This window comes from Mycobacterium sp. (genome assembly GCF_036273375.1).
GTDB lineage: Bacteria > Actinomycetota > Actinomycetes > Mycobacteriales > Mycobacteriaceae > Mycobacterium.
The window spans coordinates 1-16,618 of sequence record NZ_DASUHS010000273.1; the positions used below are offsets into that span (position 1 = coordinate 1).

At 68.7% G+C, this 16,618-nt stretch carries 15 protein-coding genes; 13 read left to right on the plus strand and 2 right to left on the minus strand.

What is annotated here, in order from left to right; all coding sequences use genetic code 11:
* The 7 genes from VFW69_RS23740 to VFW69_RS23770 form a co-directional block, all read left to right on the plus strand.
* The coding region (locus VFW69_RS23740; RefSeq protein ID WP_526505241.1) for a GNAT family N-acetyltransferase at positions 1–459 on the plus strand (459 nt) is incomplete at its 5' end.
* Positions 456–2,297 carry a magnesium chelatase subunit D family protein gene (locus VFW69_RS23745; protein WP_526505243.1) on the plus strand — a complete coding sequence of 614 codons (1,842 nt, stop codon included), beginning with the start codon at positions 456–458 and terminating at the stop codon, positions 2,295–2,297. The genes VFW69_RS23740 and VFW69_RS23745, both read left to right, overlap by 4 nt.
* Before the next feature lie 19 nt (positions 2,298–2,316).
* On the plus strand, positions 2,317–2,931 hold the full coding sequence (gene cobO, locus VFW69_RS23750) for a cob(I)yrinic acid a,c-diamide adenosyltransferase (protein ID WP_526505245.1): 615 nt from the start codon (positions 2,317–2,319) through the stop codon (positions 2,929–2,931).
* Positions 2,928–4,325 (plus strand): cobyrinic acid a,c-diamide synthase CobB, encoded by a 1,398-nt coding sequence (locus VFW69_RS23755; RefSeq protein ID WP_526505247.1) that lies wholly within the window; start codon positions 2,928–2,930, stop codon positions 4,323–4,325. Before cobO ends, VFW69_RS23755 begins: the two co-directional genes overlap by 4 nt.
* Before the next feature lie 9 nt (positions 4,326–4,334).
* Positions 4,335–5,540, plus strand: a complete 1,206-nt coding sequence (gene cobA / locus VFW69_RS23760) for a uroporphyrinogen-III C-methyltransferase (RefSeq protein WP_526505249.1) — start codon at positions 4,335–4,337, stop codon at positions 5,538–5,540.
* 33 nt (positions 5,541–5,573) lie between these two features.
* Positions 5,574–7,166, plus strand: coding sequence for an MFS transporter (locus VFW69_RS23765; RefSeq protein WP_526505251.1), 1,593 nt, complete (start codon positions 5,574–5,576; stop codon positions 7,164–7,166).
* A gap of 102 nt (positions 7,167–7,268) precedes the next feature.
* Positions 7,269–9,026 carry a proline--tRNA ligase gene (locus VFW69_RS23770; RefSeq protein WP_526505253.1) on the plus strand — a complete coding sequence of 586 codons (1,758 nt, stop codon included), beginning with the start codon at positions 7,269–7,271 and terminating at the stop codon, positions 9,024–9,026.
* On the opposite strand, the gene VFW69_RS23775 is transcribed toward VFW69_RS23770, so the two are convergent.
* Positions 9,023–9,469: a ferritin-like domain-containing protein gene (locus tag VFW69_RS23775; RefSeq protein ID WP_526505255.1), complete on the minus strand. Its 447-nt coding sequence runs from the start codon at positions 9,467–9,469 to the stop codon at positions 9,023–9,025. The two genes, VFW69_RS23770 and VFW69_RS23775, sit on opposite strands and share 4 nt — an antisense overlap.
* Positions 9,466–9,996, minus strand: a complete 531-nt coding sequence (locus VFW69_RS23780) for a hypothetical protein (RefSeq protein ID WP_526505257.1) — start codon at positions 9,994–9,996, stop codon at positions 9,466–9,468. Before VFW69_RS23780 ends, VFW69_RS23775 begins: the two co-directional genes overlap by 4 nt.
* A 228-nt stretch (positions 9,997–10,224) precedes the next feature.
* On the opposite strand from VFW69_RS23780, the gene rimP reads away from it, so the two are divergent.
* The 6 genes from rimP (at position 10,225) to VFW69_RS23810 (ending at position 16,584) form a co-directional block, all read left to right on the plus strand.
* Positions 10,225–10,758, plus strand: a complete 534-nt coding sequence (gene rimP, locus VFW69_RS23785; RefSeq protein ID WP_526505259.1) for a ribosome maturation factor RimP — start codon at positions 10,225–10,227, stop codon at positions 10,756–10,758.
* Positions 10,755–11,810, plus strand: coding sequence for a transcription termination factor NusA (gene nusA / locus VFW69_RS23790; protein WP_526505261.1), 1,056 nt, complete (start codon positions 10,755–10,757; stop codon positions 11,808–11,810). Before rimP ends, nusA begins: the two co-directional genes overlap by 4 nt.
* A 189-nt stretch (positions 11,811–11,999) precedes the next feature.
* A complete protein-coding gene (locus VFW69_RS23795) occupies positions 12,000–12,254 on the plus strand; it encodes a DUF448 domain-containing protein (RefSeq protein ID WP_526505263.1) in 255 nt (84 codons plus the stop codon).
* A gap of 85 nt (positions 12,255–12,339) precedes the next feature.
* The gene (gene infB / locus VFW69_RS23800; RefSeq protein WP_526505265.1) at positions 12,340–15,114 is read left to right on the plus strand and encodes a translation initiation factor IF-2; all 2,775 of its coding nucleotides are present in this window, start codon (positions 12,340–12,342) and stop codon (positions 15,112–15,114) included.
* On the plus strand, positions 15,114–15,602 hold the full coding sequence (gene rbfA / locus VFW69_RS23805) for a 30S ribosome-binding factor RbfA (RefSeq protein ID WP_526505267.1): 489 nt from the start codon (positions 15,114–15,116) through the stop codon (positions 15,600–15,602). Before infB ends, rbfA begins: the two co-directional genes overlap by 1 nt.
* On the plus strand, positions 15,577–16,584 hold the full coding sequence (locus VFW69_RS23810) for a DHH family phosphoesterase (RefSeq protein WP_526505269.1): 1,008 nt from the start codon (positions 15,577–15,579) through the stop codon (positions 16,582–16,584). Before rbfA ends, VFW69_RS23810 begins: the two co-directional genes overlap by 26 nt.
* The last annotated feature ends 34 nt before the right edge of the window (positions 16,585–16,618 follow it).

Sequence of the window (16,618 nt, forward strand, 5' to 3'; positions counted from 1 at the left end):
TTGCGACGCATCTGGGCCAAAGACCTTGACGCCCAAACCCTTTACGAGCTGCTCAAGCTACGGGTTGAGGTGTTCGTTGTCGAACAGGCGATCCCGTATCCGGAGCTGGACGGGCGTGACCTGCTCGCCGAAACCCGGCACTTCTGGCTGGAAACGCCCGCCGGCGAGGTGATCTCGACGCTGCGGCTGATGGAGGAGCACGCCGGGGGTGAGAAGGTGTTCCGGATCGGGCGGCTGTGCACCAAGCGCAATGCGCGCGGTCAGGGTCACACCACCCGGCTGCTGCGTGCGGCGCTGGCCGAGGTGGGTGACTACCCGTGCCGGATCAATGCGCAGGCCTATCTGGCGGACATGTACGCCCAGCACGGATTCGTCCGCGACGGCGACGATTTCATCGACGACGGCGTCCCGCACGTGCCCATGCTACGGCCCGGCTCGGGCTTGGCGGTGAAGCCGTGAAGCCCTATCCGTTCAGCGCGATCGTCGGCCACGACCGGCTGCGCCTGGCCCTGCTGCTGTGCGCCGTGCGCCCGGAGATCGGTGGCGCGCTCATCCGCGGCGAGAAGGGCACCGCCAAGTCGACAGCCGTGCGTGGCCTTGCGGCGTTGCTGTCCGAGGCTACCGGCAGCGATGCCGGCCTGGTCGAAATGCCGCTCGGGGCAACCGAAGACCGGGTGATCGGCTCGCTGGACCTGCAGCGGGTGCTGCGCGACGGCGAGCACGCCTTCTCGCCGGGCCTGCTCGCTCGCGCGCACGGCGGCGTGCTCTATGTCGATGAGGTCAACCTGCTGCACGATCACCTGGTCGATGTGCTGCTCGATGCCGCGGCTATGGGGCGGGTGCACATCGAACGCGACGGCATCTCGCATTCGCACGAGTCCCGGTTCGTGTTGATCGGCACCATGAATCCCGAAGAGGGCGAACTGCGTCCACAGCTGCTGGACCGGTTCGGGCTCACCGTGGACGTCCACGCGTCGCGTGACGTCGACGTGCGGGTGCAGGTCATCCGGCAGCGGATGGCGTACGAGGCCGACCCGGACGGTTTCGCCGAGCGTTTTGCCCACGCCGATGCCGAGCTGGCCCGGCGGATCGCTACGGCGCGTGCGCTCATCGATGATGTGGTGTTGCCCGACAACGAATTACGGCGCATCGCGGGGCTGTGCGCGGCGTTCGACGTCGACGGCATGCGCGCCGATCTGGTCGTGGCCCGCACCGCCGTCGCGCACGCGGCTTGGCGCGGCGCGCACACCGTTGAGGAAGAGGACATCCGGGTGGCGGCCGAACTGGCGTTGCCGCATCGGCGCCGCCGCGATCCATTCGACGATCCGGGCATCGACCGCGACCAGCTGAACGAGGCCCTGGCGCGAGCCGGTTCCGATTCGGACCCAGATCCCGATCCACCCGGCGGCGGACAGTCCAATCAGTCGGAACAGGATGCACCCCAACGGAACTCGCCGGACAACGCCAAGCCGCAGCGACCGAAGAGCATGCCCAGCGCGCCGCCGTCGAAAACCTTTCGCACCCGCGCGCTACGGGTTCCGGGTGTTGGGGAGGGGGCCCCCGGACGACGGTCGCGGGCCCGAAACGCCAGCGGAAGCGTCATCGCCGCCGCCGATACGGACGACGCGAGTTGCGCGGGGCACGGATTGCATCTGTTCGCCACCCTGCTTTCGGCCGCCGAGCGCGGCGGTGCCGGACCGCTGCGGCCGCAGCCCGACGATGTGCGCCGCGCCATGCGCGAGGGACGCGAAGGCAACTTAGTGATCTTCGTCGTGGACGCGTCGGGTTCGATGGCCGCGCGCGATCGCATGGCGGCGGTCAACGGCGCCACGCTGTCCCTGCTGCGCGACGCGTATCAGCGTCGCGACAAGGTCGCCGTAATCACCTTCCGCGAACAGCAAGCACGGCTGTTGTTGCCGCCGACCTCGTCGGCGCACATCGCCGGGCGGCGACTGGCCCGGTTCGACACCGGCGGCAAGACCCCACTGGCCGAAGGCCTGCTGGCCGCGCGCGAACTGATCGTCCGGGAGAAGGCGCGTGACCGGGCGCGGCGTTCGCTGGTGGTGGTGCTGACCGACGGCCGGGCCACCGCCGGCCCGGATCCGTTGGGCCGCACCCGAACCGCGGCGGCCCGGTTGGTCGCCGAAGGTACCGCCGCGGTGGTCGTCGACTGTGAAACGTCTTTTGTGCGGCTGGCCCTGGCCGAGCAACTGGCCCGCCAACTCGGCGCGCCGGTCATCCGGCTCGAGCAGTTGCACGCGGATTCCTTGACGCGTGCGGTGCGCGACGCGGCCTGAGCGGAAAGGACAAGCGCTGATGCCACAAGGCGCTCCACTGCAAGTTCCCGATGACGGCCTGACCACGCGGGCGCGCCGTCACACGCCCGTGCTGGCCGTGCACACCGGCACGGGCAAGGGAAAGTCCACGGCGGCGTTCGGAATGGCGTTGCGGGCCTGGAATGCCGGGCTGTCCGTGGCGGTGTTCCAGTTCGTCAAGAGCGCCAAGTGGAAGGTGGGCGAGGAGGCCGTCTTCGCCCGGCTGGGCCAGCTGCACGATCAGCACCAGATCGGCGGTCCCGTCGAATGGCACAAGATGGGTGCGGGCTGGTCCTGGACCCGCAAGGCGGGCAGCGACGTCGATCACGCGGCGGCGGCGGCCGACGGCTGGACGGAGATCGCGCGCCGGCTCGCCGATCAGCGTCACGACTTCTACGTCCTGGACGAGTTCACCTATCCGCTCAAGTGGGGTTGGGTGGACGTCGACGAGGTGGTGGAGCTGCTAGCGTCGCGGCCCGGTCATCAGCACGTGGTCATCACCGGACGCGACGCGCCGCGGCGCCTGATCGACGCGGCCGACCTGGTGACCGAGATGGCCAAGGTCAAGCATCCGATGGACGCCGGGCGTAAGGGACAGAAGGGCATCGAGTGGTGAGTGTTCCCGCTGTCGTCATCGCCGCTCCTGCGTCCGGCACCGGAAAGACCACGGTGGCAACGGGTTTGATCGGTGCCCTGCGGCTTGCGGGCCACACCGTGGCGCCGTTCAAGGTCGGCCCGGACTTCATCGATCCCGGCTACCACGGCCTGGCCGCCGGCCGGCCAGGACGCAACCTCGACCCGGTCCTGGTGGGGGAGGATCTGATTGGCCCGCTGTACGCCCACGGCGCAAGTGGCGCGGACATCGCCGTGGTCGAAGGGGTGATGGGGCTGTTCGACGGACGGATCGAGCCCCCCGCCGCGACTCCCGCGTCGGGATCGACGGCCCACGTCGCCGGCCTGCTGGGCGCGCCTGTCGTCCTGGTCGTGGCCGCGCGCGGGCAGAGCCAGAGCATCGCCGCCCTGCTGCACGGCTTTTCGACGTACGACACCGCGACCCGTGTCGCTGGTGTGATCCTGAATCGAGTCGGATCGGCCCGGCATGAGCAGGTGCTGCGGCAGGCCTGCGAGCAGGCCGGTGTCCCGGTGCTTGGCGCCGTCCCGCGGGTGGCCGAATTAGAGTTGCCGACAAGGTATTTGGGTCTGGTCACTGCGGTGGAGTACGGGCAGCGGGCTCGGTTGGCGGTGGATGCGATGACCGCACTGGTCGCTCGCCACGTCGATTTGTCGGCCATCGCCGCGGTCGCCGGAGGCCGGGTCACCAAGCCGCCGTGGGATCCCGCGGCGGCGGTGGGGGAGACGTCCGAGGCGCACGCGAGCGTCGCGGTGGCGGCCGGGAAGGCATTCAGTTTCGGCTACACCGAACACGCGGAGTTGCTGAGGGCCGCCGGCGCCGAGGTCGTCGAATTCGATCCGCTCGTCGATGTGTTGCCCGACGGCACCGACGCGGTGTTGCTCCCCGGCGGTTTTCCCGAACAGTTCACCGCGGAGCTCTCGGCCAATGACGTCGTGCGCCGGCAGATCAACGAACTGGCCGCCGCCGGGGCGCCGATACACGCCGAGTGCGCCGGGCTGATCTATCTGGTCTCCGAGCTCGACGGCCATCCGATGTGCGGTGTGCTGGCGGGGCAGGCGCAATTCACGTCGCGTCTGGCCCTGGCGTATCGCGATGCCGTGGCCGTCGCGGACTCGTCGTTGTACACCGCCGGCCAGCGTGCGGTGGGACATGAATTCCACCGGACCACAGTCACATTCACCGACGACTATCAACCCGCCTGGATGTACCGCGCCCACGACGCCGGCCGGCAGGGCGGTCGGGTGCGCGACGGCGTCGTGCACGCCGGTGTGCACGCGTCATATCTGCACACCCATCCGGCCGCCGCGCCGGAGGCGGTGGCGCGCTTCGTCGCACACGCCAGCGCCCGGCTCCGCCGCGCTCGCGATCGCCACTAGGCTTGCCGGGTGATCGAGAGCGCCTACCTCGTTGGGCTGCGGCTGACCGGCAAAAAGGTCGTCGTAGTCGGCGGCGGCACCGTTGCCCAGCGCCGGCTGCCCTTGCTTATCGCCAGCGGCGCCGACGTTCACGTCATCTCCCGCAGCGCCACCAGGTCCGTCGAGGCGATGACGGGAATCACCCTGGCACTGCGCGAATACCGCGACGGTGACCTCGACGGAGCCTGGTACGCGATCGCGGCCACCGACGACGCGCAAGTGAACGAAGCGGTGGTCGCCGAGGCCGAAAGCCGCCGCATCTTCTGCGTCCGGGCCGACATCGCCGTCGAGGGGACCGCAGTAACCCCAGCGTCTTTCGACTACGCCGGGCTGTCCGTCGGAGTCCTGGCCGGAGGCGACCACCGCCGGTCGGCTGCGATCCGCTCGGCCATCCGCGAGGCGCTGCAGACCGGGCTCATCACGCCCGACAGCCCGGTGAGTTCGGACGTCGTCAAGGGCGGCGTCGCGCTCGTCGGCGGCGGGCCCGGTGACCCCGAACTGATCACCGTGCGCGGCCGGCGTCTGCTGGCCCAGGCCGACGTCGTGGTCGCCGACCGTCTCGCGCCACCGGAACTCCTCGCCGAGCTGCCCCCACACGTCGAAGTCATCGATGCCGCCAAGATCCCGTACGGGCGGGCCATGGCCCAGGACGCCATCAACGACATCATGATCGAACGGGCCCGCGCCGGCAGCTTCGTGGTGCGCCTCAAAGGCGGCGATCCCTTCGTGTTCGCCCGCGGTTACGAAGAAGTGCTGGCGTGCGTCGAGGCCGGAATTCCGGTGACGGTGGTGCCAGGTGTGACAAGTGCCATAGGAGTGCCCGCTTTGGCGGGCGTTCCCGTCACTCATCGGGCGATAAATCACGAGTTTGTGGTGGTCAGCGGCCATCTGCCGCCCGGCCATCCCGAATCGTTAGTGAATTGGGATGCACTGGGCGCGATGTCAGGCACGATCGTTTTGCTGATGGCGGTCGAACGCATCGAACTTTTCGCCGATGCCCTGCTCAGAGGCGGACGACCTGCGGATACTCCGGTGTTGGTGGTTCAGCATGGAACGACCGCCGCTCAACATACTTTGCGGGCTACCCTGGCCGACACGCCCGAGAAGATCCGCGCCGAGGGTATCCGACCTCCCGCGATCATCGTGATCGGTGCTGTCGCGGCCTTCGGGCTTTAAACGATTCTTAAGATTACTGTAAGGTAACCCTTTATGACGGCTCTCAGCGATGCAGAGCGCGCGGTGCAAAAACTGGCCTCGGCGCGCCCCGATCGTCCGGCCCCGGCGAGCGCTGCGCTCCCGGCGGAGACCGCCCCAAAACGGGTCAGCAAGTACTACCCGGCGTGGCTGCCCTCACGACGTTTCATCGCGGCAGTCATCGCCATCGGTGGTATGCAGCTGCTCGCGACCATGGACAGCACCGTCGCCATCGTCGCGCTCCCCAAGATTCAAAACGACCTCAGCTTGTCCGACGCCGGCCGTAGCTGGGTGATCACCGCCTATGTGCTGACCTTCGGTGGCTTGATGCTGCTGGGCGGTCGTCTCGGCGACACCATTGGGCGCAAGCGCACCTTCATCGTCGGTGTCGCGCTGTTCACCATTTCCTCAGTGCTGTGCGCGGTCGCCTGGGACGAGGCGACCATGGTCATCGCGCGGCTCTCGCAGGGGGTAGGTTCCGCCATCGCCTCGCCGACAGGTCTGGCGCTGGTGGCGACCACCTTCCCCAAAGGCCCGGCGCGTAACTTCGCGACGGCGGTGTTCGCCGCGATGACGGCGGTCGGTTCGGTGATGGGCCTGGTGGTCGGCGGGGCGCTCACCGAGGTGTCGTGGCGGCTGGCGTTCCTGGTGAACGTGCCGATCGGCCTGGTGATGATGTACCTGGCCCGCACCGCGTTGCGCGAGACCAACCGCGAGCGCATGAAGCTCGACGCGACCGGGGCCATGCTGGCCACGTTGACATGCACCGCCGCCGTGTTCGCCTTCTCGATGGGGCCGGAAAAGGGCTGGCTGTCGATCACCACCGTCGGCTCGGGCGTGGTGGCCATGGGTGCCGCACTCGCCTTCATCATCGTGGAGCGCACCGCCGAGAATCCCGTCGTCCCGTTCGACCTGTTCCGCGACCGCAACCGATTGGTCACCTTTGCCGCGGTCTTGCTGGCCGGCGGACTCATGTTCAGCCTGACGGTCTGCATCGGTCTGTACGTGCAGGACATCTTGGGCTATAGCGCGCTGCGCGCAGGTGTTGGCTTCATTCCGTTCGTGATCGGGGTGGGCATCGGCTTGGGCGTCTCCTCGCAGTTGGTGTCACGGTTCTCGCCCCGGGTGTTGACGATCGGCGGCGGCTGTCTGCTGCTGGGCGCGATGCTGTACGGCTCGGCATTCATGCACCGCGGCGTGGGCTACTTCCCCAACCTGGTGATGCCGATCGTCATCGGCGGCATCGGCATTGGCATCGTCGGTGTGCCGCTGACTCTGTCGGCGATCGCCGGCGTGGGTTTCGATCAGATTGGTCCGGTGTCGGCGATCGCGCTGATGCTGCAGAGCCTGGGTGGGCCGCTGGTGCTGGCCGTGATCCAGGCGGTGATCACTTCGCGGACCCTGTATCTGGGCGGCACCACCGGCCCGGTGAAATTCATGAACGACGTGCAGTTGTCCGCGCTGGACCACGGCTACACCTACGGCCTGTTGTGGATAGCCGGCGTGGCCGTCATCGTCGGCGGCGCGGCACTGTTCATCGGCTACACCCCCGACCAGGTTGCCCACGCGCAAGAGGTCAAGGAAGCCATCGACGCCGGGGAGCTGTAGCTCACCCCGCACGGGTGCCCTTCGCAGCACGCTGGGTTCGATGGCGGTGGCCTGCCACGCCCAACTTCGTTGCGCTCGCAGTCACCGCTAGGCTGGCCCGCTGTGATTACCCGGATGTCCCAGTTGTTTTTGCGCACCTTGCGCGACGATCCCGCCGACGCCGAAGTCGCCAGCCACAAGCTTTTGATCCGGGCAGGCTACATCCGGCCCGTCGCGCCCGGACTGTACAGCTGGCTGCCGCTGGGATTGCGGGTGCTGCGCCGGATCGAGCGGATCGTCCGCGAGGAGATGAATGCCATTGGCGGGCAAGAGATCTTGTTCCCCGCCCTGCTGCCGCGCGCACCGTATGAGACGACGAACCGGTGGACCGAATACGGCGACTCGGTGTTCCGGCTGCAGGACCGCCGCGGCAATGACTACCTGCTGGGCCCCACCCACGAAGAGCTGTTCACCCTGACCGTCAAGGGCGAATACAGCTCCTACAAAGACTTTCCGGTCCTGCTGTATCAGATCCAGAACAAATATCGTGACGAGGCGCGGCCGCGGGCCGGCATCCTGCGGGTCCGCGAATTCCTGATGAAGGACTCCTATTCGTTCGACATCGACGACGCCGGACTCAAGGCCGCCTACCACGCGCATCGTGAGGCTTATCAGCGCATCTTCTCGCGCCTGGAGGTGCGCTACGTCATCGTCTCCGCCGTGTCGGGCGCCATGGGCGGCAGCGCCTCGGAGGAGTTCTTGGCCGAAAGCGCGGTCGGTGAGGACACCTTCGTGCGGTGCCTGGAGTCCGGGTATGCGGCCAATGTCGAGGCCGTCGTCACCGCCCGCCCGGAGGCGCGGCCCGCGGAAGTAGTGGCCGGGCTACCCGAGGCGGTGGTCCACGACACCGGCGACACCCCGACCATCGCCACCCTGGTGGACTGGGCCAACCAGGCGGACCTGGGCCGCCCCGTCACCGCGGCCGACACGTTGAAGAACGTCATGCTCAAGGTCCGGCAGCCCGGCGGGGAGTGGGAGCTACTGGCTATCGGGGTCCCGGGGGACCGTGAGGTCGACGACAAAAGGCTGGGCGCGGCGCTGGAACCGGCCGAATACGCGCTGCTCGACGACGCCGACTTCGCCAAGTACCCCTTCCTGGTGAAGGGGTATATCGGACCAAAAGCATTGCAAGGCAACGGTGTTCGCTACCTAGTCGATCCGCGGGTAGTGGACGGCACCAGCTGGATCACCGGGGCCGACGAAACCGGGCGGCACGTCGTCGGACTGGTCGCCGGCCGGGACTTCACCGCCGACGGCACCATCGAGGCCGCCGAGGTGCGCGACGGTGATCCCTCGCCGGATGGCGCGGGCCCGCTGGTCTCGGCGCGCGGTATCGAGATCGCCCACATCTTTCAGCTCGGCCGCAAATACACCGACGCCTTCACCGTCGATGTGCTCGGTGAGGACGGCAAGCCAGTGCGCCTGACCATGGGCTCCTATGGCCTCGGGGTGTCGCGGATGGTGGCCGTCATCGCCGAGCAGCACCACGACGAGCTGGGCCTGCGCTGGCCGTCGGCGGTCGCGCCGTTCGACGTCCATCTGGTGATCGCCAACAAAGACGCGGAGGCCCGCACCGGAGCCACCAACCTGGCCGCCGAGCTGGACCGGTTGGGCATCGAGGTGCTGCTCGATGACCGCCCGGCCTCACCCGGCGTGAAGTTCAAAGACGCCGAACTGCTCGGCGTGCCGTGGATCGTCGTGGTGGGGCGGGGCTGGGCCGACGGCGTGGTGGAGCTGCGCGACCGCTTCGGCGGCCACACCCGCGAACTGGCGACGGGGCCGTCGCTGCCCACCGACATCGCGGCGGCCCTCAAGGGCTAGTCGTTGCCGCCGGGGAAGCTCGTCGTGATGGGCCAGGCGCCCAGCACGCGGCTCCACCGGGCTGCCATGACCGCGCTCTGAACCAGGGCCGTCGAGGCGAACGCGCGATCCGCGCCAGTCTCCGCGTGCTCGGCGACCACACGCCACGCGCCCGCGCCGTCGTTCTCCATCCGTGCGGCCAGCCGCGCGGCATCGGCCGGACCGCCGACCACCATCGGCAGCTGGTAGCCGGCCGCGGCGATCGGAGCGGTCACCTTGCGGGCGTTCAGGATCGCGATGACGTCGTCGCGGCGCTGGCGGTGCTGCGCGAGCGCCTCCACCACCATGTCGTTCACACTGGGCGGCGACAGCGCGGACACGATGCCATAGCCGTAGATCGTCGAATGCTCGATGGCCAGCGCGTCGCATAGCGCCGTGTTGTCGGCGTCCTTACCGGAGGTCATATCGACGGCCCCCCCGGCACCAGCGCAACCGTGTACGACGCCGTGCAAGAAGCGGCGATCGAGGCGAGCAGCCCGGCCCGGTAGCCGGGTTCGGTGCCCACCAATCGACTCGCGCTGTCGGCCGAGGCGCGCAACGCGTTGATCACGTCGGACACCGGCGGCGGGGGCGGTGGCGGGCCGGCCGGTTCGGCCTGGCTCGGGCTGGGGCTTTCGCTTGAGGACGACGTGGCGAGCTTGCCGGTCGCGCGCGAGATCTCCGCCGACAGCGCGCGGGCATGCGCGGCGCGCTGGCTGGCCACCACCCCCAGCGCGGCGGCGACCTGCGGCGGGTTCCCGACGGCCGCGGCGGCGGCACCCGCCAGCGCGCTGTCGTGCCGGGCCTGATCGAGCGGCCCGAGCAGTTGCTCGACGGGCGGGGGCTTGGGCGCGGGCTTGCCACAGGCACTCACCACCGCCCCGAGCGCAGCCAAGGCCGCACCACCGACGAGGACATCTCGCCTGTTGACGAACGGAACTGCGCTAGCCACAAGGACATCCTGCCATCGGGGCGATGGCGGGCAAGATGCCAGGACGCGATCACGCCGTCAACCGCGATTCCTGGCGTATCGTGGATAGCTGGTTCTCGCAGAGGGCAGCCACTGACGGCAACGGTCGGCACGGATGTTCCTCCGCCGGGACACCGGAAGCCGCCTTCGAACCCATCGGGGCGCCGACATCCGCCAGATGACCGGACAACTCAAGATGAGGAGCTCGCCGTGACCACCGGGCTACCGTCGCAGACGCAGGTGATCGAGCTACTCGGTGGAGAGTTTGCGCGCGCCGGCTTCGAGATCGAAGACGTGGTCATCGACGCCCGGACCCGCCCACCGCGAATCATGGTGATCGCCGACGGCGACAACGGCCTCGATCTGGACACGGCGGCCACGCTGTCCCGCTCGGCATCGGCGTTGCTCGACGGCCTGGATACCGCTTGCGACCACTACGTGCTCGAGGTCTCCTCGCCCGGCGTGGACCGCCCGCTGACCAGCGCGAAGCACTTCCGTCGGGCCCGCGGCCGCAAGGTCGACGTCGTCCTGTCGGACGGATCGAAGGTGACCGGCCGGGTCGGTGCGACAACCGACGGCGCGGTCGCGCTGGTCGTCCGCGCCGGCCGGGACTGGGCGGTGCGCGAGATCCCATTCGATGGCATTGCGAAAGCTGTTGTCCAGGTGGAGTTTTCGCCTCCTAACCAAGCGGAGCTGGAACTGGCGGGTATGGGTCAGGCCCGGAGGACGGAGACCGGAGCATGAACATCGACATGGGCGCACTGCACGCGATCGAGGTGGATCGGGGCATCTCGGTCAACGAGCTGCTCGAGACGATCAAGTCGGCGCTGCTCACCGCCTACCGGCACACCGAAGGCCACCAGAACGACGCGCGGATCGAAATCGACCGCAAGACGGGAGTCGTCGGGGTGATCGCCCGGGAGACCGACGAAGACGGCAACGTCATCAGTGAATGGGACGACACCCCTGAGGGTTTCGGGCGCATCGCCGCCACCACCGCCCGCCAGGTCATGCTGCAGCGCTTCCGCGACGCGGAAAACGAGCGGACCTACGGCGAATTCTCCACCCGCGAGGGGGAGATCGTCGCGGGCGTCATCCAGCGTGACAGCCGGGCCAACGCGCGCGGCCTGGTCGTGGTCCGGATGGGCACGGAGACGAAGGCCTCCGAGGGCGTGATCCCGGCGGCCGAGCAGGTTCCCGGCGAAAGCTACGAGCACGGCAACCGCGTGCGGTGCTACGTGATCGGGGTGACCCGCGGGGCCCGGGAGCCGCTGATCACCCTGTCGAGAACCCACCCGAACCTGGTCCGCAAGTTGTTCTCGCTGGAAGTCCCCGAGATTGCCGACGAATCGGTGGAGATCGTCGCCGTGGCCCGGGAGGCCGGCCATCGTTCCAAGATCGCGGTGAAGTCCAACCTTCCCGGGCTGAACGCCAAAGGGGCCTGCATCGGTCCGATGGGGCAGCGGGTCCGCAACGTGATGAGCGAGCTCTCCGGCGAGAAAATCGACATCATCGACTACGACGACGACCCCGCGCGCTTCGTCGCCAATGCGCTGTCGCCGGCGAAGGTGGTGTCGGTCTCGATCATCGACCAGGCGGCCCGCGCCGCCCGTGTGGTGGTACCCGACTTTCAGTTGTCGCTGGCCATCGGCAAGGAGGGCCAGAACGCGCGCCTGGCGGCCCGGCTCACCGGGTGGCGCATCGACATCCGCGGGGACTCGCCCGGCGGTCCCGGGGGGCATTCGGAGAGCCAGTCCGAACACGGTGCCACCCACGGAATGGCTCACGACCGCTAGCGGGCCGGCGGGGCCGCACCTGCGCACCCTCGGGTGGTTCTGACCATCGATTCGGTGACGCTAGACTTAGCCGTGATCCAGCGTGAACTTTCGGCTCCCGAAACCAGAAGGTCGCACTGTCATGCGGGTGGACCCGTACGGACATGTGTCGGGTGCCGGAAGCGAGAGCTGGCCGTCAAGCTGCTTCGAGTGGTGGCTGTGCCGAACGGGAACGGCGACTTCGCCGTGATCGTTGACACGGGCAATAGCCTGCCGGGGCGGGGTGCATGGCTGCATCCCGGGCCGCAGTGCGCACAACAGGCAATCCGGCGGCGGGCTTTCACCAAAGCGCTGCGCATCACCGGTTCACCGGATACATCCGCGGTGGTCGAGCACATAGAGTTCCTCTGTGCGCCCGATCGCCCGGCAACAGAACAGGTAGCAAAGAACATGAGCACACCGTGAAGTCCCGATGACTCGCATTCCTATGCGTTACAGCTAATTCCCGAGGCGCGGCCCCACGACTGTCGCCTCATAGACAGGAGATGTAGTGGCAGGTAAGGCCCGCGTACACGAGTTGGCTAAGGAACTCGGTGTAACCAGCAAGGAAGTTCTCGCCCGGCTGAATGATCAGGGCGAATTCGTTAAATCCGCATCGTCGACGGTGGAAGCCCCGGTGGCTCGCCGGCTGCGCGAGTCCTTCGGAGGCGGCAAGGCCGCCGAGAAGGCCCCCGCGAAAGCCGCGGCCAAGGTGCCCGCCGCCAAGGCCCCCGACAAATCGCTCGACAAGGCCCTCGACACCGCCATCGGCAGCGCGGGCGGCAACGGCGAAGCGACGGCGACGCCCGCCAAGGCCGCCGCCCCACCGGCCTCCGCCGCAGCGCCCGCCGAGGCCCCGGCCCGCCCGGGCCCGGCTCCCACACGGCCGTCCGCGCCGTCTCCGGGACAGCCGAAACCGCCAGCGCCCGGGCAGCCACCCGGCCAGGCGCCGCACCCCGGTATGACGCCGGGCCCACGTCCGGGCCCAATGCCCAAGCCCCGCGCCCCGCGCGTGGGCAACAACCCGTTCTCGTCGGCGCAACCCGTCGACCGGCCCATCCCGCGCCCGCAGGCGCCCCGTCCGGGAGCTCCCCGGCCGGGCGCCCCGCGGCCCGGCGGCGCTTCCCCGGGCAACATGCCGCCCCGACCCGCCGGTGCCGGTGGGCCGGGCCGCCCGGCTCGGCCCGGCGCCCCGCGTCCCGGCGGTGGCCGTCCCGGTGGTCCGGGCGGTCGTGACGGAGGCGGCGGCGGCAACTACCGCGGCGGCGGTGGCGGCGGAGTCGGTGCCCCGCCCGGAGGCGGCGGCGGCGGTTTCCGTGGCCGTCCGGGTGGCGGTGGCGGCGGTGGCCGTCCCGGCCAGCGCGGCGGTGCCGCCGGAGCTTTCGGCCGTCCCGGCGGTGCGCCGCGACGGGGCCGCAAGTCGAAGCGGGCGAAACGCGCCGAATACGAGAATATGCAGGCGCCCGTCGTCGGCGGTGTGCGGTTGCCGCACGGTAACGGCGAGACCATCCGGCTGGCTCGCGGCGCGTCGCTGAGCGACTTCGCCGACAAGATCAACGCCAACCCGGCCTCGCTGGTGCAGGCGCTGTTCAACCTCGGCGAGATGGTCACCGCCACGCAATCGGTCGGCGACGAGACGCTCGAGCTGCTGGGCAGCGAGATGAATTACGTTGTCCAGGTCGTCAGCCCCGAGGACGAGGACCGCGAGCTGCTGGAGTCCTTCGACCTGAGCTACGGCGAGGACGAGGGTGGCGAGGAAGACCTGCAGACCCGGCCGCCGGTGGTGACCGTGATGGGTCACGTCGACCACGGTAAAACCCGACTGCTGGACACCATCCGGAATGCCAGCGTTCGCGAGGCGGAGGCGGGTGGCATCACCCAGCACATCGGTGCTTACCAGGTGTCCGTCGACTTCGACGGCACCGAGCGGCCGATCACGTTCATCGACACCCCGGGTCACGAGGCGTTCACGGCGATGCGTGCCCGTGGTGCCAAGGCCACAGACATCGCGATCCTGGTAGTCGCCGCCGACGACGGCGTCATGCCGCAGACGGTGGAGGCGATCAACCACGCGCAGGCGGCCGATGTGCCGATCGTGGTGGCGGTCAACAAGATCGACAAGGAAGGCGCCGACCCGGCCAAGATCCGCGGCCAGCTCACCGAATATGGTTTGGTGGCAGAGGATTTCGGTGGCGACACGATGTTCGTCGACATCTCGGCCAAGCAGGGCACCAACATCGAGGCGCTGGAAGAGGCGGTGCTGTTGACCGCCGACGCCGCCCTGGACCTGCGGGCCAACCCCGATATGGAAGCCCAGGGTGTGGCGATCGAGGCGCACCTGGACCGCGGTCGCGGACCGGTGGCCACCGTGCTGATCCAGCGCGGCACGCTGCGCGTCGGTGACTCGATCGTCGCCGGCGACGCCTACGGCCGGGTTCGCCGCATGGTCGACGAGCACGGCGAGGACGTCCATGAGGCGCTGCCGTCGCGGCCGGTGCAGGTCATCGGCTTCACGTCGGTGCCCGGCGCCGGTGACAACCTGCTGGTGGTCGACGAGGACCGCATCGCGCGCCAGATCGCCGACAAGCGCAGCGCGCGCAAGCGCAACGCGCTGGCGGCGCGTTCGCGTAAGCGGATCAGCTTGGACGATCTGGATGCCGCGTTGAAGGAGACGTCGCAGCTCAACTTGATCCTCAAGGGCGATAACGCCGGTACGGTCGAGGCGCTGGAAGAGGCGCTGATGGGAATCCAGATCGACGACGAGGTGGAGCTGCGCGTCATCGACCGCGGTGTCGGTGGCATCACCGAGACCAACGTCAACCTGGCGTCCGCCTCCGACGCGGTGATCATCGGCTTCAACGTGCGTGCCGAGGGCAAGGCGACGGAGCTGGCCAACCGCGAAGGCGTGGAGATCCGCTACTACTCGGTGATCTACCAGGCCATCGACGAGATCGAGAAGGCCCTGCGCGGCATGCTCAAGCCGATCTACGAGGAGAGCCAGCTGGGTCGCGCCGAGATCCGGGCGATCTTCCGATCCTCCAAGGTCGGCATCATCGCCGGCTGCATGATCAGCAGCGGCATCGTGCGCCGCAACGCCAAGGCGCGGTTGCTGCGGGACAACATCGTGGTCACCGACAACCTCTCGATCACCTCGCTGCGACGGGAGAAGGACGACGTGACCGAGGTCCGCGAGGGCTTCGAGTGCGGTATGACGCTGGGGTACTCCGACCTCAAAGAAGGCGACATCATCGAGTCCTACGAGTTGGTCCAGAAGGAGCGCACCTGATGGCCGACCCGGCCCGGGCGCGCCGTTTGGCCAAGCGGATCAACACGATCGTCGCCTCGGCGATCGAGTTCGAGATCAAGGATCCCGGGCTGGATGGGGTCACCATCGTCGACGCGAAGGTGACCGCCGATCTGCACGATGCGACGGTGTTCTACACGGTGATGGGACGCACGCTGGACGACGAGCCGGATTACGGGGCCGCCGCGGCTGCCCTGGAACGGGCCAAGGGCGCGCTGCGCACGATGGTCGGGGCCGGCACCGGCGTGCGCTTCACGCCCACGCTGACGTTCACCCGCGACACGACATTGGACAACGTGCAGCGGATGGACGAGTTGCTGGCGCGCGCACGCGCTGCGGATGCTGATCTGGCGCGGGTTCGTTCGGGCGCCAAGCCGGCTGGGGAGGCCGATCCATACCGGGATAGCGGATCGGGCGCGGAGCCCGGCTTCGACGGGAGTATCGGTGACGACGACGAACACGAATACTGAGCTGGGCGGCGCCAGGGTGGGGGCGCGCATCGACGCCGCGGGTGCGGTGGAACTGCTGTCGGACGCCGACACCGTCGCGGTGATCGCACACGTGCATCCCGACGCCGACACCATCGGCGCCGGGCTGGCGCTGGGGCTGGTGCTGGACAAGTGCGGCAAACAGGTCGAGGTCAGTTTCGCCGAGCCAGCGGGGCTGCCCGAGTCGTTGGCGTCGCTGCCCGGCTGCCGGCTGCTGGTCAGTCCGGATGCGATGCGCCGCGACGCCGATTTGGTTGTCACCGTTGACGTTCCGAGCGCAAAGCGGCTGGGCGCGTTGAGCGACTTGGCCGTAGCGGCCGACGAGGTGTTGGTCATCGACCACCACGCCTCCAATGATGTGTTCGGCACCGCCAATTTCATTGACGTGTCGGCTGATTCGACCACGATGATGATCGCCGACATTCTCGACGCCTGGGGCAAGTCCATCGATTCCGACGTTGCGCACTGCATCTACGCCGGGTTGACGACCGACACCGGCTCGTTCCGCTGGGCCAGTGGGCGCGCCCTTCGGCTGGCCGCCCGGCTGGTCGACGGCGGCGTCGATAACGCCGCGATCAGCCGCACGCTGATGGACAGTCACCCCTTCGGATGGCTGCCTTTGCTGTCGCGGGTGCTGGCGTCGGCCCAGCTGCTGCCCGACGCCGCGGGCGGCCGGGGACTGGTGTATGCCGTTGTCGATCACCAGGATTGGGTCGGTTCACGCCCAGAGGAAGTCGAGAGCATCGTCGACATCGTGCGGACCACGCAGCAGGCGGAGGTGGCCGCGGTGTTCAAGGAGATCGCGCCGCAGCAGTGGTCGGTGTCGATGCGGGCCAAGGCCGCGGTGGATTTGGCGTCGGTCGCGTCCGGGTTTGGTGGCGGGGGGCACCGGCTGGCGGCCGGCTACTCGACTAGCGGCTCGATCGACGACGCGGTGGCGTCGCTGCGCACCGCCCTCGACTAGAACGGCCTGATTTAGTGGCGATCGCAAGCGCGGC

Coding starts and splice junctions, on each gene's coding strand:
- cobO (WP_526505245.1), top strand. CDS start 2,317: ATGCCACAAGGCGCTCCACTGCAAGTTCCCGATGACGGCCTGACCACG.
- VFW69_RS23765 (WP_526505251.1), top strand. CDS start 5,574: ATGACGGCTCTCAGCGATGCAGAGCGCGCGGTGCAAAAACTGGCCTCG.
- VFW69_RS23775 (WP_526505255.1), bottom strand. CDS start 9,469: ATGACCTCCGGTAAGGACGCCGACAACACGGCGCTATGCGACGCGCTG.
- nusA (WP_526505261.1), top strand. CDS start 10,755: ATGAACATCGACATGGGCGCACTGCACGCGATCGAGGTGGATCGGGGC.
- rbfA (WP_526505267.1), top strand. CDS start 15,114: ATGGCCGACCCGGCCCGGGCGCGCCGTTTGGCCAAGCGGATCAACACG.